The sequence below is a fragment of the Gardnerella sp. DNF00109 genome (assembly GCF_049262845.1).
GTDB lineage: Bacteria > Actinomycetota > Actinomycetes > Actinomycetales > Bifidobacteriaceae > Bifidobacterium > Bifidobacterium vaginale.
The window spans coordinates 1,299,849-1,314,892 of the sequence record NZ_CP058406.1 but is presented as its reverse complement, the minus strand read 5'-3'; the positions used below and the strand labels follow the sequence as shown (position 1 = coordinate 1,314,892).

12 protein-coding genes and 1 tRNA gene are annotated in these 15,044 nt (G+C 41.6%); 7 read left to right on the top strand and 6 right to left on the bottom strand.

What is annotated here, in order from left to right:
• Positions 1-228 precede the first annotated feature (228 nt).
• A complete protein-coding gene (locus tag HXT20_RS05255; protein WP_422114467.1) occupies positions 229-1,125 on the top strand; it encodes a carbohydrate kinase family protein in 897 nt (298 codons plus the stop codon).
• Between the two features lie 106 nt (positions 1,126-1,231).
• Here the strand turns inward: HXT20_RS05255 and HXT20_RS05250 are convergent.
• Together HXT20_RS05250 and HXT20_RS05245 are read right to left on the bottom strand one after the other, a co-directional pair.
• A tRNA-Ile gene (locus tag HXT20_RS05250) sits at positions 1,232-1,305 on the bottom strand.
• Between the two features lie 145 nt (positions 1,306-1,450).
• Positions 1,451-2,149 carry an ECF transporter S component gene (locus HXT20_RS05245; protein WP_004116727.1) on the bottom strand — a complete coding sequence of 233 codons (699 nt, stop codon included), beginning with the start codon at positions 2,147-2,149 and terminating at the stop codon, positions 1,451-1,453.
• A 517-nt stretch (positions 2,150-2,666) separates the two neighbouring features.
• Here HXT20_RS05245 and HXT20_RS05240 point away from each other — a divergent pair.
• Positions 2,667-4,121, top strand: a complete 1,455-nt coding sequence (locus tag HXT20_RS05240) for a bifunctional folylpolyglutamate synthase/dihydrofolate synthase (protein WP_422114293.1) — start codon at positions 2,667-2,669, stop codon at positions 4,119-4,121.
• A 20-nt stretch (positions 4,122-4,141) separates the two neighbouring features.
• On the opposite strand, the gene HXT20_RS05235 is transcribed toward HXT20_RS05240, so the two are convergent.
• Together HXT20_RS05235 and HXT20_RS05230 are read right to left on the bottom strand one after the other, a co-directional pair.
• The gene (locus HXT20_RS05235) at positions 4,142-5,938 is read right to left on the bottom strand and encodes a UDP-N-acetylmuramoyl-L-alanyl-D-glutamate--2,6-diaminopimelate ligase (RefSeq protein ID WP_422114292.1); all 1,797 of its coding nucleotides are present in this window, start codon (positions 5,936-5,938) and stop codon (positions 4,142-4,144) included.
• Between the two features lie 21 nt (positions 5,939-5,959).
• Positions 5,960-6,730, bottom strand: coding sequence for an exonuclease domain-containing protein (locus HXT20_RS05230; protein ID WP_004113025.1), 771 nt, complete (start codon positions 6,728-6,730; stop codon positions 5,960-5,962).
• A 332-nt stretch (positions 6,731-7,062) separates the two neighbouring features.
• On the opposite strand from HXT20_RS05230, the gene galT reads away from it, so the two are divergent.
• Both galT and galK read left to right on the top strand, forming a co-directional pair.
• A complete protein-coding gene (galT, locus tag HXT20_RS05225) occupies positions 7,063-8,421 on the top strand; it encodes a galactose-1-phosphate uridylyltransferase (protein ID WP_422114466.1) in 1,359 nt (452 codons plus the stop codon).
• Between the two features lie 91 nt (positions 8,422-8,512).
• Positions 8,513-9,790, top strand: a complete 1,278-nt coding sequence (galK, locus tag HXT20_RS05220) for a galactokinase (protein WP_004138635.1) — start codon at positions 8,513-8,515, stop codon at positions 9,788-9,790.
• Between the two features lie 203 nt (positions 9,791-9,993).
• Here galK and HXT20_RS05215 read toward each other — a convergent pair whose 3' ends face one another.
• Complete coding sequence (locus tag HXT20_RS05215) at positions 9,994-10,197, bottom strand: hypothetical protein (RefSeq protein ID WP_248912108.1); 204 nt, start codon at positions 10,195-10,197, stop codon at positions 9,994-9,996.
• A gap of 37 nt (positions 10,198-10,234) precedes the next feature.
• Between HXT20_RS05215 and HXT20_RS05210 the strand changes: the two genes are divergently transcribed.
• The gene (locus tag HXT20_RS05210) at positions 10,235-10,558 is read left to right on the top strand and encodes a hypothetical protein (RefSeq protein WP_004138646.1); all 324 of its coding nucleotides are present in this window, start codon (positions 10,235-10,237) and stop codon (positions 10,556-10,558) included.
• Positions 10,559-10,782: 224 nt separating this feature from the next.
• On the opposite strand, the gene galE is transcribed toward HXT20_RS05210, so the two are convergent.
• The gene (gene galE, locus HXT20_RS05205) at positions 10,783-11,793 is read right to left on the bottom strand and encodes a UDP-glucose 4-epimerase GalE (protein ID WP_004113007.1); all 1,011 of its coding nucleotides are present in this window, start codon (positions 11,791-11,793) and stop codon (positions 10,783-10,785) included.
• An 868-nt stretch (positions 11,794-12,661) separates the two neighbouring features.
• Between galE and HXT20_RS05200 the strand changes: the two genes are divergently transcribed.
• Together HXT20_RS05200 and HXT20_RS05195 are read left to right on the top strand one after the other, a co-directional pair.
• A complete protein-coding gene (locus tag HXT20_RS05200) occupies positions 12,662-14,023 on the top strand; it encodes a hypothetical protein (RefSeq protein WP_415690808.1) in 1,362 nt (453 codons plus the stop codon).
• A gap of 537 nt (positions 14,024-14,560) precedes the next feature.
• A complete protein-coding gene (locus tag HXT20_RS05195) occupies positions 14,561-15,034 on the top strand; it encodes a helix-turn-helix transcriptional regulator (protein ID WP_004113003.1) in 474 nt (157 codons plus the stop codon).
• Positions 15,035-15,044 lie beyond the last annotated feature (10 nt).

Sequence of the window (15,044 nt, the reverse complement as noted above, 5' to 3'; positions counted from 1 at the left end):
TTCGATGAGATTAGTGCCACTTTTCTTATATTTCGGCGGAAAAGTGGCAACTAACCGTTGAGTTGTAAAGTTCAAAATCCTAAAGACCCAATTTATCTAATCTTAACGCAATAATGTTGTTATATCGCTTTGTTATAACAGCATTATTTTATTATCGGCGTGCTGCGGGTAAAAATGTTGAATCAACAAGTTGTAGCCAAAATCATTGATGCTCTTGAAAGGAATATAATGACTAAGCCAATCGTTCTTTCGCTTGGAGAACTACTGTGGGATTTGCTCCCACAAGGAAAACGAGTTGGAGGTGCTCCAGCCAACTTTGCGTATCACGCGCAATGCAATGGAGCAGAAAGCTATGTTATTAGTGCGGTTGGAGAAGATTCTCTCGGTGATGAACTTGTTGAAGAAGTTAAAAAAGCAGGGATCAAGCACGTTATTCAGCGCAATGCTTGGCCAACTAGCACAGTAGATGTGGAACTTAAAAATGGCATTCCAGAATACACGATTGTGCGAAACATTGCGTGGGACCATATTGTTTATACGCGAGAACTTGTAGATCTTGTTAGCAAAGCAGACGCGATTTGCTTTGGTACTCTTAGCTTAAGATCGCAAGAAACGCACGACACTGTTTTGGAGCTTTTAAAGCACACTAAGCCAAACGCCATGAAGTTCTTTGACATTAACATTCGTAGCGATCATTATTCAAAAGATTTAATTGATGCTCTGCTAAAAGAGGCTACTGTTTTTAAGCTTAACGATTCTGAGCTGCTTCTTCTTAGAGACATGTTCAATATTCGCGAAACTTCAGACAATGAGGCTTGCAAATGGTTCCAGGCGCGCTACGGCTTGGATTATGTGATTTTGACTGGCGGATCTACTTTTAGCACAATCTTTACTAAGACGGGAGAAAGCTCCACATATCCGACCCCTCATGTGGAAGTTAATGACACAGTTGGTGCTGGCGATTCGTTCTCTGGTACTTTTACTGCAAGGATTTTGGCTGGCGATTCGCTTAAAGACGCGCATCGTGCTGCAATCAACACTGCTGCGTACGTTTGCACTCAAGCAGGAGCCTGGCCAGAGTACACGAGCGAAATCCCAGACTATCTTTCTAAAGCAGGACTGTAGTCTGTAAGAATATAAACAAAAAGCTTCAACTTGTAAGATGAATTAGGTAATTCCTAGAATCAAACGAGTTGAAGCTTTTTTATACGCCATTAAGGCGATTATCTAGTGGGGCCTCAGGGGCTTGAACCCTGGACCGGCGGATTATGAGTCCGCTGCTCTAACCGACTGAGCTAAAGCCCCACGCTAACAAAGTCAGCAACGACTAGATTAGCACACACCCATAAACGTTTAACACGCTATGCAACACTATTCATATACAATTCGCATTGCAATGCACACTTATGTGCTCTGCTAGTCTAGTCGCCAGCTGTTTTAGCTCGAATAATTATGCTACTGTAGCTTGTCCTCTTCCAGAAGCGAAATTACTCAAAGCTCCAGTCTTACGAACTGCAACGAACAAAATCCAAGGAATAATTCCAGCAATCACAATACCGCTTATAAACTCACAAATCATGTGAATTGTTAGATAATTTACAGACTTACCTTGGTAGATTACGAACATCAAATAAATACCATATTCAATAGCTGTAAGACCACCAGCAATAACGCTTAAGGTAAGGTTATACTTCTTATATTTGGCAATCGCAAAAGGAATTTCGCTAAACACAGCTTGTAAAGCGGCAGAAGCAAGAACCATGAATGCGGAGAATTGTTGACCAAGAATATTTTCGAATACAGCACCAAGAACATTAACATAAATCGCAGCACCAGGCTTACGAATCAAAAGAAGAGCAAGAGGACCAGACATGTACCAAACGCCATGCAAAATGCTTCCAAAACCAGGCAAAACCGTTCGCAAAATAGGTGAAATCTGGGAGAAGAACACAATAGTAAAGCCCCAGTAGATTACACCAAACAAAGCAGCTAAAGCAGCTCCAAGTGATATATCTGCCACTCGCCAGCGAAGACTGCTAATTATTGTAGGCGTAACTTCTTCTTGATTTTGAGCCTTGTCTGTTATAGGCGTGCTGGATTGCGTGTAATTTGATTCATTATTTGATTCATTATTGAAAATATCACTCATAATAGTCCCTTAACTACTAGACGCTGCGTATTGTAATTTCTTTAAAATCGTCTCTTGACCTACGCAGCCTGGGCGGAAACGACATCGAGTACTCTACCATTTAGTTTCCACTAACACGCCTTTTGGATAATTTTTTGTATGATTTGTAACATTTTTCACTATTGCAGAAATTTATAACGCGCTATAAAGTCGTTTGCGCGACACCAAGCAAGAAATACCGCTAGCGTTACAAATGCATCATGAGTGAGATAAATCTAACGAATTTGAGCCAAAAAGCGTTACAAATGTCTCATCAATGATGCAAATGTAACGAAAAACAGCCAAATAACGTTACAAATGCATCATGAGTGAGATAAATCTAACGAATTTGTAGTGTGTCGCTACTTCGACACGCCGATACGCACTAACAAAAACACTACAGTTACTAATCTAGATAGTTGGAAAAATGAGCATAAGAATGTCGCATATAACGAACACAGCGTATGGCGAGAGTTAAATCAGGGGGAGTACAAACAAAATGTCTATGGAACATCCAAATAGTAGCGGCGAGCGCATTATTGACGTTGAGCGTGATATCATGCGACGCGCTCCAGAGCATAATAAGACGAATCTTGATTTAGACAGAATGCGCTTAATCCTTGATATTTTGGGGCATCCAGAGCAATCGATGCACGTAATTCACATTACTGGCACAAATGGCAAGGGATCCACGGCTCGCATGGCGGAGGCGATTTGCCGCGCATATGGTTTGCGCACGGGTCTTTACACTTCTCCGCATTTGCAGCGCATAAATGAGCGAATCATGATTGATGGTGAGGAAATTAGCGACGACCAGTTCGTTGATGTGTTTGATCAAATGAAAGACATTATAGACATGGTTGACGCTCGCATGGATGCTGATGGCAAGCCGCGCATGAGCTTTTTTGAAGTGCTTACAGCTATGGCGATTTGGGCTTTTGCCGATGCTCCTGTGGATGTTGCCGTGATGGAAGTTGGCATGGGTGGCGAATGGGACGCCACTAATGTTATGAATGCTGATGCTGCGATTATTGGTCCTGTAGACATGGATCACATGCAATGGCTTGGAAACACGGTTGAAGAGATTGCGCGCACAAAAGCGGGCATTATTAAGCCAAATTGCACTGTGATTTTGGGGCCGCAGCCACACGAATCGCAAGTTTTGCCGATTATTCAAGAGGTGGCAAATAGCAATAATGCCAAGCTTTTACGCGACTTTAGTGACGGCAGTGGCGAGCTAGAGGTTATTTCGCGCACTCCAGCTGTTGGCGGTCAAGTTGCCACTTTGCGCACGCCTAATGGCACTTATGAAGATGTGCCGATTGACAAGTTTGGTGTGCATCAGGCGCATAATGCTTTGGCGGCGCTTGCTGCTGCGGAGGTTGTTCTGCCTGTAAATGGCGCTTTGGATGGCGATTTGGTTGCCGAGGCTTTGAGCCAAGTTAAGGTTCCTGGGCGAATTGAGCAAGTGCGCACTTCTCCGACAATTATTATTGATGGCGGCCACAATGTTAATGCTGCTGAGTCGCTTCGTAAAACAATCGAGGAGAATTATAATTTTGAGCAGCTTATTGGCGTTGTGGCAATGATGGCAGATAAGCAAGTTGAAGAATACTTGGGTGTTCTTGAGCCGATTTTAACGAAGATTATTGTTACTCGTAACTCTTGGCGTGATCGCGTTATGGATCCAGAAGATTTGGAGAAGATTGCGGTTAACGTATTTGGCAGAGATCGAGTGATTCGCGTTGACGATCTTCCAGACGCTATTCAAGAAGCTGTGAATCTTGTTGACGAAGACGATGAGCTTGGAGTTGGATACGGACATGGAGTGTTGATTTGCGGCAGTTTTGTTACAGCTGGCGACGCTCGAACTATGCTTATTGAGCGCGTTAATCCAGACTTGAAGAAGCCTAAGGATCAGCGCGCTAATATTCATCCAAACATTGCGAATTGACTTTAGCTAAAGAGAGGTGCTTAGCTAAATAAGCGTTTAATAATAAACGAATCTCCTTCGTAAGGAACATGCTTGTTGTGCACCTTTATCCAGCGTTCGTCGCCTTTTCCGATAGCAAGTATTATGTTGAGTCTGTTGTTCTCTCTCGCATCTTTTCTTGCGTCTTCGACACTGTACTCAATAGCTTCAGCTCTGTTTATAATAATTCGCGATTCAACGTTTGTATTGGTTACGCAAGATTGCATGTATTTGCAAATGTCCATTTCGTCTTCGACATTTGTGTCTTCTTGAGTGAACACAAATTGGCTGATTCGATCTTGTGCAGCTTGAACTATTTCTTTTCTCCTGTCAACGGCTTTGTCTCCAGTGGATCCTGTTACAAGCGTGATTCTAAGATCATTGTTACCGTATTTGTCGTATACGAAGTCGATAACAGATTTTGTGGAAATGTAGTTGTGTGCGTAATCTACTATGGCAACTGTATTGGATTCTGTGTCTTTAAAGACTTCCATTCGCCCTGATATTTGAACGTTTTCTATAGCATGTAGGGCTTTTCGATCTGTGTTCTCGTTTATGCCTAATGCGTTTGCGATTGCGATTGCTGCAGTGGCGTTTTCGTAGTTAAAGTCGCCTGCGATTTTTAGATTGAATTTGTCTATAGTTGTGTAATTAGGTACGAATTGTTTTTTGTTTTTCTTGCTTTCGTTGTCTAAAACAGCAACATAATGTTCTTGCGCGTCTGATGAAACTGGCATTGCTACATATTTTGTCCAAATAAGTTCTGGGTATTTTTCGTTTTTTTCGTAAGGGTGAATGTCTGAATTATCGCTGCATTCTGGGCAATTGCAGATGTTTTCGCCCATTTCTTCTTTTCGTACTCTTGAAAATGTTGTGACGTCCACGTATTCGTTTTGTGCGTCTTGGAGTATTAAGTCTGCGTGAGCGCAGTCTGCATTTAGTATAAGCGCGTCAGTGTTTTTTACGATTTGGCGTTTGCAATACAGGTAGTCTTCAAAAGTTGGGTGTTCTATTGGGCTTATGTGGTCTGGGCTTATGTTTAGGAATGCTGCCACATTAAAGTGTAGTCCGTATACTCGGTTTACTTTGTATGCTTGTGATGAAACTTCCATTACGAGGTATTTCATGCCGTTTTTTACGGCTTGGCTCATCATGCGGAATGCGTCTAGGCTTTCTGGCGTAGTCAAATTAGATTCAACATATGTTTTTCCATCTAAGCAATTGTCAACGGAGGAGAATAGGGCTGCTTTGCCTTCAGAATGTTTGTTTAAAATTGCATGAGTGAAGTAAGCTGTTGTTGTTTTTCCTTTTGTTCCAGTAATTCCAATAACTTTAAGTCTTTCTTGTGGGTTTCCAAAGAATTCTGATGAAAGCAAGCTCATTGCTTTACGAACGTCTGTTACTATAAGTCCTACTGCATTGGTGTAATCCGCGTAACTTTGTTCGGCAACGTATGTAGTTAAGCCATTTTTATCAGCGTCTTTAAGGTATTCTGGCTTAAAATTGCCTTTAATGAACAGAAGAGTGTTTTTCTTAATATCTCGTGAATCGTATGTTATGTGGTTGTATGTTTTTTTGTAGTTTTTAAAATCGTCCGCGTTCATAGACCAGATTTCGTTGCGAATATGCACGAAATCGTTGTTTTCTATGCAGTTGTTTTCTATGCAGTTGTTTTGTTCGTCTGAGTTTTCAGTATTAGTCTGTGGGCGTTTTTGGATAATTTCTCGTAGAAGTCTGTAATTTTTTAAAATTGTGCTTGCGTCTAGCAGGTTTATATGAAGATTTGTTTTTTCGCTCATTTTGTTCCTCTTGATTTTGAATTATAGCCAGTTTCCGCTGCTAGCTGGTTTTCCTTTGGATTTTAGCCACTCGTCGAAGCTGTTTTTCCACTTTGTATACGCTTTGCGTTGCCATGTCATTAAATCGCATAATTCAAGATTTGCAACATCTTCATGTAATTCGCTTATAGGCTTAATCAAGTCTACTGCGGCTACAGTGTCTGCTGTTGCGTCGTGAAAGTCTCCTATTGGCTCTACGCCGTAGAATTGTGTTGTATGCGTAAGTGTTCGCTTGCCTGTGCGCTTGGAAACAGCGCGGTCTATAACTAATGGGTCTACTACAAGAATTTCTCCATCGTTGATTGTGCTATTCGGGCGATTGTTCAGGCTTGTTAAATCCCATTTTTTTAAATCATGTCTTAGCATTTCAACGTCGAAAGGAGCGTTGTATGCAAGCAGTGGAATATTTTTGCTCTGCGCGAGGCTTACTGCCGCAGCCAATGCTTCGATTTCCGCCGTTGGTTCCCCACCGTTTTCTTGTAGGAACTCGTCCGTAAATCCGTTGACTTGGCTTGCTTTTGGATTAATTGGCTTGTGCGGGTTTATTAACCAGGTTGCTATCACGTCATTGTGAGTCTTATTTTGTGGGTTTCTGAGCACAAGAGTTGCTGAACAAATGGAGTCTTCGCCGAGAATTGCGCCCGTTGTTTCTGTGTCGAAACCGAGCAGGAAGGATTGGCTGAGTGGCGTTTTTTCGCTTTGCTGCTGTGTCTCGTTTAGCGCTTCCATAAGCTCGTTAATGTTGTTTGGCATAGTCTTAATCGTAGAATGCGCTGCAGACCCTGAGTTTGTGTTAGTAAATGGTGGATTGTTATTTTTTGTAATGTTGCGTCTATGAGTTATTTAGTGCGAATTTTTGCAAAATATGTAATAAAATGCCCTCAAAGTACACAATTATATGATAGAATAGCATCAAGAACGCTCGTTATGTTACAAAAAGTAACATTTTCTGAGAGTTGAGATGTGCTTTTTGTTTAGGAGTCGTTGTGGATTTACCTTTGCAAAAGCAAAGAAACAAAATAATAAATACAAAATAACAAAATAGCAAAAGATTTAAAATCAAAAGGACAAAGGTGTATATGAACATGGACATCAATGACGGATTTAATGACGGACTTGGCGACGGACTTAACGACGGACTTAACGACGTTCAAAATCATCAGAATGCTACTGATAATAATAATGGCGAATATTCTTATAATTCTTATAAGTCATATAAGCAAGGAGAGTATGCTCGCAATCATATTCGCATTACTGCAACGAAATTGTCTGACGGTCGTGACTTTTTCTATCTTGATGATAGCCCAGATTATGTTAGCGGTCTTAAAACGCGCGAATTGAAAGATCCTCGAAAATTAGCGTATAGGTTTGCCTCGCATATTGATGCGGATGGTAATGAAGTGCAGTATGCAGCTCCGCAAATGCGTCAAGATCCTCTTACTGGAGACTGGATTCCTATGTCTACAGCGCGCATGAATCGACCAATCACTGCTGGCCCTGGAGCGCTTACTAAGGGCAATCCGCTTGCCGCTCGCAAACCTGGTTCTGCATATCAAGATGGGGAAGTTCCAGACACTGATTACGATGTTGTGGTTTTTGAAAATCGTTTTCCATCCATGGTTCAAGTTCCTGGTGTAAGCCGTGAACCTCATTATCTTAATGGCAATCCACTATGGAAACAGGCTCCTGCAGCTGGGCGTTGTGAAGTGATTTGCTTCGGACCAGACGAAAATATGTTACCGGCTCAATTGCCAGTATCTCGTTTGCGAACTGTAGTAGAGGCGTGGGCTTTTAGAACGGCTGAAATTAGCCAGATTAATGGCATTGAACAAATATTCCCATTCGAAAATCATGGTGCAGAAATTGGCGTTACTTTAGCTCATCCTCATGGTCAGGTTTATTCTTATCCGTTTATTGCGCCTAGACTTGAGCAAGAATTGCGACATACTCAAGCTTATTTTGAACGCACTGGCAGTAATTTGTTGAAAGATTTAATGCTTTCAGAGATTGATAATGCTTCGCGCATTGTAATGAGAAATCACAGTTGGGTGGCATATGTTCCAGCCGCAGCGCGCTGGCCACTAGAGGTGCATGTTGCTCCAGTTAGAGATGTTCTTTCTTTGGATCAGCTCGATGACCAAGAGCGTTGGGATTTGGCACAAATGTATTCAACATTATTGCGTCGCGGAAACGCATTCTTCGATAAGGGAGATGGATTGGGAATGGATCTTCCATATATTGCAGCATGGCATCAAGCCCCATTGCATGACCCTCGTCGTGAAAATTATCGTCTTAATTTGCAATTCTTCTCATTCCGCAGAGATGTTAACAAAATCAAGTATTTGGCTGGATCTGAGTCTGGTATGGCTGCGTGGGTTTCAGATACTACGCCAGAACTTATTGCACAACGATTCCATGAACTCGGTGCGGTTGATTTAGACTAGTTAGACTAGTTAGACTAGTTAGGCTAATGTTATTAACTATATTAGTAATATTAAATGTTATTATGATTTGTGAGTACAAAGGAGTGCTATTATGCCAGTATCATTTATTGAAGCAGTGAAGAATGATGATGGTGCCAGACAAGCAACATCACTATTCAGCGAGACTTTTGGCGAATATTGCAGAATGCGTTTGCAAGATAATGGTGGAGTATGGGCAAGCCCTGGACGAGTAAACATTATTGGTGAACACACGGATTATAACGAAGGATTATGCTTGCCTATCGCTCTTCCGCATCGCACTTTTGTTGCGTTGCATCCTAGAAGAGACACAAAAGTTAGAGTAGTTTCAAGCGTTAACCCTATGTCAATCGAACAAGCGGATCTTGATCATCTACATGCTGGAGATGTAAAAGGTTGGGCAGCATACGCTATTGGAGTAGCGTGGGCATTGCGTAAAGCAGGCTACTTAAAGGTACGTGGTTTTGATGCTGCGTTTGTTTCATGCGTTCCGCTTGGATCAGGCTTAAGCTCTTCTGCAGCAATGACATGTTCTATTGCGCTCGCTTTAAGTGATGCATTTGACTTAGGATTATCTGATTCGGATGTTGGGCGCGTGCAGCTTATTCATGCGGCGATTATGGCAGAGAATGAAATGGCTGGAGCTTCAACTGGAGGCTTGGATCAAAATGCTTCTTTGCGATGTGTTGAAGGTAATGCGCTTCTGTTGGACTGCAAGAAAGATTTGACGCCATTACAAAGCGTGAGCCAGCAGCCGTTTGATTTGGCGGCGAATAATCTAGAACTACTGGTTGTAGATACTTGCGCTCCTCATCAGCTTAATGATGGTCAATATGCTGCTCGTCGAATGATGTGTCAAGAGGCTGCTCAAGCACTTAATGTGTCATCTTTGCGTGCTGTTGCTGATTCTATTTCTAATAGTGAGGATTCACAGCAGACTTTACAAGATACTCTTAATCGAGTGCAGAAGCTTGGTGGCGAAACAATGATGAGAAGAGTGCGTCATGTTGTTACGGAAATAAATCGCGTTCGAGAGTTTGTTGAGGCTTTCCATAAAACAGACATTACTCTTGCGGGAGAATTGATGAACCAGTCACATAATTCATTAAGAGATGATTATGAGGTTACTGTTCCAGAACTCGATACTGCTGTTGATGTGGCTCGCAATGAGGGAGCTTATGGCGCTCGCATGACTGGCGGCGGATTTGGTGGTTCCATTATTGCTTTAGTTGATACTAATAGGGCTAAGCCGATTGCTCAGGCTATTGCTGATGAGTTTGCAAAACGTGGGTTTGCTGCTCCTCGCGCTCTTTCGGCTGTACCGTCATCAAGTGGTGAGCGAATTTTGTAGTATCTGCCTTAAATGGTGTATGCCTTAAGTAGTATCGCCTTAAAGATTGTGTATAAATATTGTGCATAAATAGCATATAACGTATAAACAAATAATATATAAACAAAATGTGCCTTTGAAAGTCTCTACTTGTTTTTCAACCTGTAGAAACGATCAAAGGCACTTCTTAATGGTAATTTATTGATCTTTTGGATTATTTTTGATTAAAGCTTGAATCCAGCGTAGTTTTTAGCTACTTCGATTACTCTGTAAACATCAAGATTCGGTTGAATATTGTTTTCTTCCCTTCTAATAAAATCAAGGAATTCGTACCAATATTGTTGGGCTTGTTCGTTGTGTCCGCAAGAAATTTCTCGCAATGCTTGGGAAAGTTTCTTAACGTATTCACGATGCCAAGAGAGAATCAACCATTCGTCAGCAACGTGACATGGTAAACGAGGATGTTTGGAAACACTTATATCGATTCCGCGTTTGCAACAGCGTATTGCGGATGCTCCATCGGAAAAAGATAGGATTATTACTCAGGCTGGAACTTCTTTGGGTAAGATATTAGCCATTCCTATAGCTATGAATGGTATTGAAGATGTGGTAGTAAATGGTGATAGCAGTATTATTAACGATACTTTTATTGCTAATATGCAGTTTGCGATTAACAGCAGGATTGATAGCAAGCTATTTGGGGCTGTAAGAGTGCGATTCCCAGCATTAGAACAAGATGCGTCATTGCTTGGAGAAAGTGTAGCTGTTATGCGAAGCGAACTTTGTTGATGCGTGTTGATGTATGCATTAGTGTGTTTGTGTGCTTAGTGGTTTTGTGTTAATTGTTGGCTGGTTGGCAATAATGCAAATTTAAATAATTATAAATAATAATGTAAATAGCTCCTTCGTTTATAAACATATGTTGTGATTTAGATTCATATGTTGCGTTTTACGAAGGAGCTATTTTGTTTATGTGTCTTTGTTTATGCGTCTTTATTTTTATGTATCTTGTTTTAGTCTTGCTGCTTCCAAGTATCAACGTCAATATGATGTTCTGGATTCGCTTGCCAAGCTTTCCATGCAGATTCAACTATGTCTTGCACGTTGTATTTTGCATGCCATCCCATTTCTTCGTTGATTCGCTTCGGGCTGCCAATTAGCTGAGGTGGGTCGCCAGCTCTACGATCTAGAATTGCCTCTTTAAATGGCAATTTCGTAACTTTGCGAATCTCTTCAACAATCTGGCGCACTGATGTGCCCTTTCCAGTACCAACGTTAAACGCATCGTACTTGCGCTCGTCGCGATCCAAGTATGATAGTGCAGCAATGTGTGCGTCTGCAAGATCGGAAACATGAATGTAGTCGCGAATGCAAGTGCCGTCTGGAGTAGGGTAGTCGCTGCCAAAAATTGCAGGCGCTTTGCCTTTCTGTAAACGTTCAAGAAGCATAGGAATAAGGTTCAGTATAGCTGGATCTTCTAGCTCAACAGGTCCGCAGCCTGCAACGTTAAAGTAGCGTAGGGCGCAGAAGCGAATGCCGTATGGTTTTTCACATGCCCGTGCCATCCATTCGCCGAAGAGCTTTGTTTGACCATATGGGTTAATTGGAAGCATTGGCACAACGTCTTCTGGAACAACCTCTACAGGAGGCTCGCCGTATGTTGCAGCACTAGACGAGAACACGAGTTTTTTTGCTCCACTTTGTCGCATAGCTTCTAAAACATTAAGCATGCCGTTTATATTCTGCTGATAGTACCAAAGCGGCTTTTCTACAGATTCCCCAACCTGCTTGCGCGCTGCAAAGTGAATAACGGAGTCAACATTTTCATCCTTCATGATTTGTGCAAGTCGCGCACCAGCGTCTGGAGAAGATATATCCATTCCATAAAGTCGCGCGCCTTCGATGCGAGTTGGTTTGCCATAGCTAAGGTCATCCACTACGACGACGTTTTGCTTGGCTTGATGTAGTGCGTGAACAACGTGTGCGCCAATGTACCCGCATCCACCTGTTACAAGGACTGTCATTTTGAAGCCTTTCTTGCATGTTTTACGCAAAAGTATTGCATAAGATTTGTTATACGAACTTGGTTGTATAAGGTCGCTATATATTTTTTTAAGGCAAAAAATCATCATATAAAGCAAAAGCTGAAATAGAAAGATTGAAAAACATACAGATTGTGATATGCACATTTTCCATCAGTTCTGTGTTCATTTTTGCTCATATATGTTATCTTTTGTGATTTTAGTATACAACACTTGCTCGAGAATTTGTACTTTTGCAGCAAATTTTTAGAAGCAATGCGGGAATCGAAGTGCATTCGCGCGCTACGCTTTGAGCGCGAAGGCAGGTATCGCGTCCGTGTTTGTTTCTATTTTGCTAAAAAAGGGAACAAACGCGGGAATCTAGTTGGGTGTGATTGCCTTGTAGCATGGCATTTCGTTTGATGTTGGTTTGTGTTGGCGTGGCGCTGTGTGGCGCTGTGTGGCGCTGCATGGTGTCGGCGTGTTGCGTGTGTGATGTGTGTGGAATGTTGATTTTTCAATGGTTTTATAGTGTTAGTGTTCTTGTTCGAGTAGTTTCCTGAGAAAAGTCTGGGAAAATTCTTTAAAAACCTTGAAACAATGTGTTTTTACGGTTTTATTAGTGTTAATCCACAAATATTATGATGAAAATAGTTTTTATTGTGGATTAGTTTGTGTATAACATTATTTTTTTCTGTTTGTTTTGTGTGATTGCCTCTTGACTTTTTTAAACGGGGGGGGGGTATGTTAATAACAGCTGCTAGCTAGATGCTCTAGATGGTGGTTATCCACAATATTTCGGAATGTTGTTGGATGTTTAAAATTTCTCTTCGCGTGTTTTACGTGGAGGAGAAGAAGAAAGGAAATTAAAATGATGAATAAGAAGGCTATCGCCGCTTTCGCTGCTGGCGCTACTTTGCTTGCCGGCTTCGCAATGGCAACCCCAGCATTCGCTGCTGAGACTCCTAAGTGCACTCCAGTTGCTGCTGACAAGCTTGCTGGGCTTAAGCAGGCTGTTACTGAAGCCAAGCGTAAGGCTGACAAGGCTGAGCGTACTCTCGCTGATGAAAAAGATAAGTACGCTGAAGATACTGAAGCTTACAACACTGCTAAGGGTCTTGTAGATGCTTTCAAGCAGGCTGTTAAGAATTACGATGCTGCTAAGAAGGCTGCTGATGGCGCTGCTGGAAAAGATGATGAAGGCGCTAAGAAGGATGCTGCTAAGAAGGCTGCTAAGGAAGTAAATAAGGCTGCTGCTGAGGCTAAGAAGAATGAAAAGCTCAAGACAGCCACATTTACTGACATTGCTGTAGATGGCACTGCTGCTGCTCCTGCTGACACCACATTCGATACAGTTCTTGGTGCAGCTCCTACTAAGCATGAGATTTATGAAGCTGAGGTATCCTTGCGTGAAGCTAATGGCGCTTTGCAGGATGCTAAGGATGCTCTTGCTAAGGCTCAGTGCACTCCAGCTCCAGCTCCACAGCCATCCAAGCCTGAAACAAAGCCTGTTGTTCCTGGTGTTCATGTGAAGGCTGCTGATAAGGCTAAGGCTGTTGAGGCTGTTAAGACTGCTAAGTTGCATCTTGATGATGCTTTTGCTGCTTATACTAAGGATTATGCTGAGTATGAGAAGGCTAAGGCTACTTTGGCTGGTAAGGTAGCTGCTCAGGAAGCTGCTGAGAAGGCTTTGAAGGCTGCTCAGGATGCTTTGGAAGCTTATAATGTTTCTGCTAAGAATGATTCTGTTTTGGCTCAGCGTCTTGCTGATGCTGTAGATCGTGCTCAGGCTAAGGTTGTTTTTGCTGTTGCTGAGACTGCTAAGGCTAATAAGGATTATGTTGAGGCTAAGGCTAAGGCTGTTGCTTCTACTGCTAAGTATAATGCTGCTTTGGCTGAGTACAAGGCTTGCTATAACGATGCGGTGACTTTCGGTGTTGAGGCTTCTCAGCTTCCTCCTGTTGTGACTTCTGATCCTTTGGCTCCTAATTTTGAGGATGTTCCAGGTGCTGCTAAGGCTATGAATGATGCTGCTAGTGGCAAGCTTGGTAAGGCTGCTCAGCAGGAGGCTGGTAAGACTGCTGCTAAGGGTGAGCTTGCTGCTAAGAGTGCTAAGGGTCATGGTAAGTCTGGCGAGAAGCTTGGTAATGCTGGTGTTGGTGTTGCTTTGACTGCTTTGGCTGCTTCTATGCTTGCTGGTATGGGTGCTGCTGTTCGCAAGATGCGTCACTAAGTTAAAAAGCACGTTAAGTGTTATCGGTGAGCGTGCTGCGTATTTTTCAGTGCGCTCACTTCTATGATTTTGCTCTCAACTGTGGTAGTTTTCTTTGATTTCTGTCGCAAGTTTTCTTGCAGGATTGCATTACTGGTTTTTACTGTTTTGCTTAATTTCCTTTTTTCGCAGTGGATTCTGGTGATGCTGGTTTTGTGAGTTGACTGTTGAGGGTAATTAGCAGTGCTGTTTTTGCTAGGGACAGTAATAGTGCTGTGATTATTAAGGGCTTGGAGATAGATGCTACTAGGGGCGTCAACTCTCCGAGCCTTTTTGTTTTCTTTAAATCTTTTATTTTGGCTTATGACCCTTTTTATTTTCAATTATTGAGCAATTTAATATTTTTGTATGTGTTGTGAGAGTTTAAAAATTTTGTAAAGATTTTGCACCAAAATTGGTGCTTCAATGTTTTTTGTTATATGCTTATATCACAAATAAATCTTAAATCTTAATTTTGAATTAATTGTTATTGCAGATTTTTTATAAAAGGGCGTATATATGGTTTCTGTGAATATTCGAGCACTACGTCGCTCAAAAAAAATAACTCAACAAGAGTTAGCTGAAGCATTAGGAGTATCTCGTAATAGCATTGTGCGATACGAAAATGGTACAAGTGCTATTTCAACTAGGTTAATAGATAAGATTTGTGATAAATTCAAGGTTTCTCTTTTTGATATCGTACATGAAAAAGAATTATCTGCATCTGATAAATACGATTTGAATATGAAGATTGAAGTTTTAAAGGAGCGTGGCGCACTTTTACTGGCTCGTTTATATAAATACGAGGATAGTATGAATATACAATTTGATGATTCTTCTAATGCATGGATTGCAATTAGTGATGATTTATCAGATGTAATTAATACAAAGATTTATACATCTACAAATTTTGAAGATATAAATCGTTATATCGGATATTTAGATGGCATAGAACGCTTGCTTGAATACGTAAGTTGCAATAAAAATAGTTAACAATCGTATA

Coding starts and splice junctions, on each gene's coding strand:
- galE (WP_004113007.1), bottom strand. CDS start 11,793: ATGACAGTCCTTGTAACAGGTGGATGCGGGTACATTGGCGCACACGTT.
- HXT20_RS05255 (WP_422114467.1), top strand. CDS start 229: ATGACTAAGCCAATCGTTCTTTCGCTTGGAGAACTACTGTGGGATTTG.
- HXT20_RS05195 (WP_004113003.1), top strand. CDS start 14,561: ATGGTTTCTGTGAATATTCGAGCACTACGTCGCTCAAAAAAAATAACT.
- galT (WP_422114466.1), top strand. CDS start 7,063: ATGGACATCAATGACGGATTTAATGACGGACTTGGCGACGGACTTAAC.
- HXT20_RS05230 (WP_004113025.1), bottom strand. CDS start 6,730: ATGCCAAACAACATTAACGAGCTTATGGAAGCGCTAAACGAGACACAG.
- HXT20_RS05200 (WP_415690808.1), top strand. CDS start 12,662: ATGATGAATAAGAAGGCTATCGCCGCTTTCGCTGCTGGCGCTACTTTG.
- HXT20_RS05240 (WP_422114293.1), top strand. CDS start 2,667: ATGTCTATGGAACATCCAAATAGTAGCGGCGAGCGCATTATTGACGTT.
- HXT20_RS05245 (WP_004116727.1), bottom strand. CDS start 2,149: ATGAGTGATATTTTCAATAATGAATCAAATAATGAATCAAATTACACG.
- galK (WP_004138635.1), top strand. CDS start 8,513: ATGCCAGTATCATTTATTGAAGCAGTGAAGAATGATGATGGTGCCAGA.
- HXT20_RS05235 (WP_422114292.1), bottom strand. CDS start 5,938: ATGAGCGAAAAAACAAATCTTCATATAAACCTGCTAGACGCAAGCACA.